Source organism: Arthrobacter sp. (genome assembly GCF_031179385.1).
Lineage (GTDB): Bacteria > Actinomycetota > Actinomycetes > Actinomycetales > Micrococcaceae > Arthrobacter_D.
Genome location: NZ_JAPSHV010000139.1, coordinates 1 through 6,197 on the forward strand (window position 1 = coordinate 1; position 6,197 = coordinate 6,197).

The 6,197-nt window shown below is 65.6% G+C and carries 6 protein-coding genes and 1 pseudogene; 5 read left to right on the forward strand and 2 right to left on the reverse strand.

What is annotated here, in order from left to right; all coding sequences use genetic code 11:
- Together RIF85_RS13980 and RIF85_RS13985 are read left to right on the forward strand one after the other, a co-directional pair.
- Positions 1-183 (forward strand): annotated as a pseudogene (locus tag RIF85_RS13980) (VCBS repeat-containing protein); the annotation flags it as partial.
- 36 nt (positions 184-219) lie between these two features.
- Positions 220-669, forward strand: coding sequence for a (deoxy)nucleoside triphosphate pyrophosphohydrolase (locus RIF85_RS13985; RefSeq protein ID WP_309072510.1), 450 nt, complete (start codon positions 220-222; stop codon positions 667-669).
- Positions 670-678: 9 nt separating this feature from the next.
- Here the strand turns inward: RIF85_RS13985 and RIF85_RS13990 are convergent, their stop codons facing one another.
- Entirely contained in the window at positions 679-1,716 is a 1,038-nt protein-coding gene (locus tag RIF85_RS13990) for an Rv2578c family radical SAM protein (protein WP_309072511.1), read from the reverse strand.
- 61 nt (positions 1,717-1,777) lie between these two features.
- Between RIF85_RS13990 and pcp the strand changes: the two genes are divergently transcribed.
- Positions 1,778-2,419 (forward strand): pyroglutamyl-peptidase I, encoded by a 642-nt coding sequence (gene pcp / locus RIF85_RS13995; RefSeq protein WP_309072512.1) that lies wholly within the window; start codon positions 1,778-1,780, stop codon positions 2,417-2,419.
- Between the two features lie 30 nt (positions 2,420-2,449).
- Here pcp and RIF85_RS14000 read toward each other — a convergent pair whose 3' ends face one another.
- Complete coding sequence (locus RIF85_RS14000) at positions 2,450-2,896, reverse strand: DUF4157 domain-containing protein (protein WP_309072513.1); 447 nt, start codon at positions 2,894-2,896, stop codon at positions 2,450-2,452.
- Positions 2,897-3,061: 165 nt separating this feature from the next.
- Between RIF85_RS14000 and pheS the strand changes: the two genes are divergently transcribed.
- Both pheS and pheT read left to right on the forward strand, forming a co-directional pair.
- Positions 3,062-4,162 (forward strand): phenylalanine--tRNA ligase subunit alpha, encoded by a 1,101-nt coding sequence (pheS, locus tag RIF85_RS14005; RefSeq protein WP_309072514.1) that lies wholly within the window; start codon positions 3,062-3,064, stop codon positions 4,160-4,162.
- Positions 4,163-4,164: 2 nt separating this feature from the next.
- Positions 4,165-6,197, forward strand: a 2,033-nt coding sequence (gene pheT, locus RIF85_RS14010) for a phenylalanine--tRNA ligase subunit beta (protein WP_309072515.1), incomplete at its 3' end; no start/stop codon positions are given.

A 6,197-nucleotide genomic window follows, 5' to 3' on the forward strand; every position in this document is an offset into this window, starting at 1 on the left:
CACGGCTGGACCCCCATGACCGCGATTGTCGGAGCCGGGGACCTCAACGGTGACCGTCTTGCTGACATCGTCGCCCGCGACCCCGGCGGTGCCCTCTGGCTCTACCCGGGCAACGGCCGTTCAGGATTCCTTCCGCGGACTCCCCTGGGAACGGGCTGGAACGGACTCAACGCCATCTTCTGACAGGTGCACCGGTTGAGGCCCGCCTACACTGGCTGAATGACCGATACCGCTCGCAAACAGATCGTTGGTGCCGCCATCGTGGATTCGCTGACGGCTCCCTCAAGGCTGCTCGTTGCGCGCCGAACCGCCCCGGAGCAATTCGCGGGCCAGTGGGAATTTCCCGGCGGCAAAGTCGAGCCCAACGAGGATGACGTCGAGGCGCTCCAGCGCGAAGTGCGCGAGGAACTCGGAGTCGAGGTGCGGCTCGGGGCCGAACTGGAAGGCCCGGAACCTGGAGGTTGGCCCCTGAACGACGTGGCGTCAATGCGTGTGTGGCTGGCTGTTATCACCGCGGGAGTACCTGCCGCACTTCAGGACCACGACGAACTGCGGTGGGTCGGCCTGGCGGACACGGGAACACTCAGGGAACTGCCGTGGATACCAGCCGATCGGCCCATCGTCGACGCGCTGCTGGACGCGGTGGTTCCCGTCGAGGACCTTGCGTAGGAAGGCTCTTCAGAAAAGGGTCGGTTCTGCGCTGGTCATGGCCGGAGTTTTCGGTGACTGCTCCGAGCTGCCTGATTCCTCCCGGAAGAACCGAGCACCGGCGGACAAGCCATGACGACGCCGGTGGACCCGCAAGCGCTCGGAGAGCCACGCACGGTACTCACCGGAGGCATAACTGCCGCCGCGATACAGCCGCCGATACCGGCCCACGAGCTGAGGGTGCGTTTTGGCGAGCCACTCCATGTACCACTCGCGGGCTCCGGGACGCAGGTGCAGGGCTCCTGCCGACACTCCCGTGGCACCGGCTGACGCGAGGGCACCGAAGAGCGCATCCAGCGCTTCGTCGCTGTCGGTCAGCCAGGGCAGGATCGGCATAGCCATCACGCCACAGGGCAGCCCCGCATCCCTGAGCCGGGTGATCAGGTCCAGGCGGGCTCGCGGCGTAGGTGTTCCCGGCTCAACCGCATGGGCCAGTTCGGGGTCGAGTACGGCCAGGGAGATGCCCATTCCCAGGCTGACCTGCGTGCCGGCCTCCTTGAGGAGCGGGATATCCCGGCTGAGCAGGGTTCCCTTGGTGAGGATCGAAAAGGGCGTGCCGCTGTCAGCCAGGGCGCGGATGATGTCCGGCATCAGCCGGTACCGGCCTTCAGCCCGCTGGTAGGGATCGGTGTTGGTGCCCATGGCGACGTGCTCCCTGGTCCACGACGCTTTCAGCACTTCCCGTCGAAGGACCTCGCCTACGTTGGTTTTCACCACCACCTGGGAATCGAAATCGAGCCCGGTGTCCAGGTTGAGATAGCTGTGGGTCTTCCGGGCGAAGCAGTACACGCAGGCGTGTGAACATCCGCGGTATGGGTTGACGGTCCAGGAGAAGGGCATTCCCGAGCCGGCTGGAACTCGGTTGAGCGCGGACTTGGCCATCACTTCGTGGAAGGTGATGCCTGCGAACTCCGGAGTACGGACGGACCGGACAAGTCCCGCAAGCGGAACGAGAGGCTGTTCGGTCTCGCTGCCCACGGCCGTCGTCTTCTGTGCATCCCACCGCATGCTTTTATTAGAACATATGTTCCAACTATTTGTCGGCGTCGGGAAGGAATAATCTGGAGCAATGATTCTCCTCACGGGTTTCGAACCCTTCGGCGGCGAAACCGTCAATCCTTCGTGGGAAGCGGCCGAGCGGGCGGCAGGGCTTCTGGTCTCCTCGGGCGGATCGGCGGTCGCCGTCCAATTGCCGTGCGTCTTCGGTGCCAGTATCAAAGTCCTGGCAGAGGCGGTCCGCACCCACCAACCGGACGTGGTGCTCTGCGTGGGCCAGGCCGGAGGCCGATCGGAGGTCTCGCTGGAGCGGGTGGCGATCAACGTGGATGATGCGCGTATCCCCGATAATGCAGGGAATCAGCCGATTGATGATCCAGTTGTGGCAGGCGCGCCGGCTGCGTACTTCAGTACCCTTCCGCTCAAACGCGGCCTGGCCGCTCTCTCTGATGCGGGCTTGCCCGCATCGGTGTCGCAATCCGCCGGAACCTATGTCTGCAACCACGTCTTCTACGGGTTGATGCACCTGCTTGCCGAGCACGACGGGGGCACGAGGGGCGGCTTCATCCACGTACCCTTTTCACCTGAACAGGCAGCCGCCCATAACGCACCCGGTCTGCCGATCGAGCAGATGGCCGCGGCTCTGGTTATCATCGCCCGCACCAGCGCCGCCACAGGAGCGGATCTCCGGATAGCGGCGGGGGCGGAGCACTAACGTCGCCCGGCCCCGAGCGGGGTCGCAGCACTAACGCCGCCCGGCGCCGAGCGGGCGTCGCAGCACGCGTCGCACCGGACGCTCGACGTATCCGCCGTCGCGCAGCCCGGCCGAACGTTCGAAGGGGTTTCGCGAGGCGGGATCACCAGTGAGGAGCCAGGAGACTCCGGCGCACAGGAAATACGCGGGCAGGAACGGCAGCCCGAGGCACAACGCGTACTGCGTGCAGTGCCGGGCCTCATGAGCCAGCAGGTGCGGACGACGGGCGACTTCCGCAGGGCCTGCCCGGAACAACACGACGTTGCCTATCGTGAATGCCGACGCCTTCGGGAGGCGGGGAGTGTAGCGATGGGCGAAGATGAGGCCGTGGTCGGAGGCCCGGATTTCGCACCTGCTCAGCCTCGCCGCAGCAACTCCGAGCAGGGTGGAGCCGTTCATCCAGTTGAGTACCCAGCGGAGCCGGTCGCGGCCGTCCATGGACGTAAGTCTAGGAGGTGAACGCCTTGGGAAGCCGCACCTGTATCCGCACATATTCGGGCTCCGAGCTCACGGTCCTCTAGACTGGCAAGGCCGCCGGGATGCTGGATTCACTTCCGCTGCCGGCACCCATCGCGCTCACGACACCAAGGTAAAAGCACACTTATGTCTGAACCCAACCCACCCGCGGACCTCCCTACGTCGGATGCTGCTGCGTCCGCCAACGTCGCCGCCCCGGATCCACTGGATGCTGGTGCGATTGCTGCCGCCGTTGACCGAGCCCTCAGCGACATCGCCGCCGCCGCCAACCTTGACGAGCTCAAGGCGGTGCGGCTCGCGCACACCGGTGAGAAGTCTCCGATGAGCCTCGCGAACCGGCAGATCGGCTCGCTCGCAAAAGATCAGAAGGCAGCCGCCGGGAAGAACATCGGCCCGGCACGTGGACGCATCAACCAGGCGCTCGCAGCACGCACCACGGAACTGGAGGCAGAGCGGGATGCACGCATCCTTGTGGAGGAGGCGGTCGACGTCACGGCAGCTCCGCGCCGTCGTCGTGCCGGCGCCAGGCACCCACTTTCCATCCTGCAGGAGCGGGTCAGCGACATCTTCGTCGGCATGGGTTGGGAGATTGCCGAAGGTCCGGAGGTTGAATCCGAGTGGTTCAACTTCGATGCGTTGAATTTCAAGCCGGACCACCCTGCCCGTGAAATGCAGGACACCTTCTTCGTCGAGCCTCCCGAAGCGCACCTGCTCATGCGCACGCACACTTCGCCCGTGCAGGTGCGCGCCATGCTGGAACGCGAGGTTCCCATCTACGTGTTGTGTCCCGGCAAGGTCTTCCGAACCGACGAGCTGGATGCCACCCACACGCCGGTGTTTCACCAGTTCGAGGGCCTGGCCATCGACAAGGGCCTGAGCATGGCCGACCTGCGCGGAACGCTCGAGCACTTCGCCCGGCTCATGTTCGGTGAGGACGCCGGCATCCGCCTCCGTCCCAACTTCTTCCCCTTCACGGAACCCTCCGCGGAGCTCGACATCTGGCACCCCGGCGCCAAGGGCGGCCCGCAGTGGATCGAGTGGGGCGGCTGCGGCATGGTGCACCCCAATGTGCTTCGGGCTGCCGGCATCGACCCCGAGGTGTACTCGGGATTCGCCTTCGGCATGGGCATTGAACGCACTCTCATGTTCCGCAATGAAGTATCAGACATGCGGGACATGATCGAGGGCGATGTACGTTTCAGCGAGCACTTCGGGATGGAGATCTAACCGTGCGAATTCCACTGTCTTGGTTGCGTGAGTACGCACAGGTTCCGGCGGAGGCCACCGCTGAAGACGTCATGGCCGAGCTCGTCAAGGTCGGCCTGGAGGAAGAGGCTGTCCACCGTCCAACGGACACGCTCTCGGGGCCGATTGTCGTAGGCCAGGTGCTCTCGGTCGTCAAGGAGCCCCAGAGCAACGGCAAGACCATCAACTGGTGTCAGGTCCGGGTAGTACCCGAGGGTGCGGAGCAGACCCTGACTGCGGACGGCATCGATCCGTCGGGCGTGCAGGGCATCGTCTGCGGGGCGCACAACTTCGTCGAGGGCGACAAGGTAGTGGTGACTCTCCCGGGTGCTGTGCTGCCCGGCGACTTCCGCATCGCGGCACGCAAGACCTACGGCCATGTGTCCGCCGGTATGATCGCCTCGGTGCGCGAACTGGGCATCGGTGAGGACCACGACGGCATCCTGGTCCTCTCCACACTCGGACTGGACCCCGAGGTGGGTTCGGACGCCATGGAGCTGTTGGGGCTGTATGACCAGGCGGCCGAGATCAACGTGACCCCCGACCGCAGCTACTGCTTCTCGATCCGAGGGATCGCCCGGGAGTACGCCCACGCCACAGGTTCCGCCTTCACCGATCCGGCAGGCGCCGTCGTCGTCGATCAGGCTGATGGCTCGGGATACCCGGTGCGGCTGGAAGACCAGGCCCCCGTCTACGGGAACGACGGCTGCGACCGCTTCGTAGCCCGCGTCGTTCGCGGTGTGGACGCCACCCGGCCGACGCCGCAGTGGATGGTGTCCAGGCTGAGGCTGGCCGGCATCCGGTCCATCTCGCTTCCCGTCGACATCTCGAATTACGTGATGCTTGAGCTTGGCCAGCCCACGCACTGTTACGACGTCGCCAAACTCACCGGTGACATCGTGGTGCGCCGCGCCAATCCCGGGGAGACGATCGTCACCCTCGATGAACGCAAGCGGGAGCTGCATGCCGAGGATCTGCTGATCACCGACGGATCCGGGGCCATCGGCATCGCCGGAGTCATGGGCGGTGCTGCCACCGAGGTATCGGACACAACCGCTGACGTGCTGGTCGAGTCAGCGCACTTCGACGCGGTATCAATCGCCCGGTCGCGCCGCCGGCACAAGCTTCCCTCGGAGGCCTCCAAGCGCTTCGAGCGCGGCGTCGACTGGTATGTTGCCGATGTTGCGGCGCAGCGTGTGGTCGACCTGCTGGTGAAGCTCGCCGGAGGCACCGCTGATGCGTCCATCACCGACGTCGGAACCTCGCCGGAACCCGTACTCATTGATCTGCCCGCAGGCTACGCCTCCGAGCGGATCGGCATCGATTTCGCGCCGGAGCAGGTTGTCGGAGCGCTCACTGACCTGGGTGCCGAGGTCAGCGAGCACGACGGCGGCTGGCGCGTAACAGCCCCAAGCTGGCGCCAGGACCTCACCATCAAGGACGACCTTGCCGAAGAGATTGCGCGGTTGGTCGGTTACGACCAGATTCCGTCGCGCCTCCCCGTGGCGCCTCCCGGCCGGGGGCTCACACGCGCCCAGCAGCAGCGACGTCGTGTCCTGGCTGCGCTCGCAGACTCGGGCCTGACCGAGGTGCTGTCCTATCCCTTCGTGTCGCAGGAGGCGAATGACACCTTCGGCGCTGCTGAGGGAACAGGAGCGGCCGTCAAGCTCGCCAACCCGCTCAGCGCGGAGTTCAGCTACCTGCGTCGCTCCATCCTGCCGGGCCTGATCGAGGTGGCCAGGCGGAACTCTTCCCGCGGCTTCCGTGATCTGGCGCTCTTCGAGGCCGGTCTGGTCTTCCTGCCCCAGGAGAACCTCGGTACTGAGAGCATCCCGCCGCTCGGCGCGCTGCCCGACGACGCGACGCTCGAGGCGTTGTACGAAGGCCTGCCGGTCCAGCCGTTGACCATCGCCGCTGTCTTCCTGGGCAAGGACTCACCTGCTGCCGCCGGCCACACGCCGCGCGCATACGACTGGGCCGATGCCCTGGACACTGTGCGGCTGATGGCCGACGTCGT

What these genes read in the sequence shown, in the direction of transcription:
- RIF85_RS13990 (WP_309072511.1), bottom strand. Translation starts at nt 1,716, where the DNA reads ATGCGGTGGGATGCACAGAAGACGACGGCCGTGGGCAGCGAGACCGAA.
- pheS (WP_309072514.1), top strand. Translation starts at nt 3,062, where the DNA reads ATGTCTGAACCCAACCCACCCGCGGACCTCCCTACGTCGGATGCTGCT.
- pcp (WP_309072512.1), top strand. Translation starts at nt 1,778, where the DNA reads ATGATTCTCCTCACGGGTTTCGAACCCTTCGGCGGCGAAACCGTCAAT.
- RIF85_RS13985 (WP_309072510.1), top strand. Translation starts at nt 220, where the DNA reads ATGACCGATACCGCTCGCAAACAGATCGTTGGTGCCGCCATCGTGGAT.
- RIF85_RS14000 (WP_309072513.1), bottom strand. Translation starts at nt 2,896, where the DNA reads ATGGACGGCCGCGACCGGCTCCGCTGGGTACTCAACTGGATGAACGGC.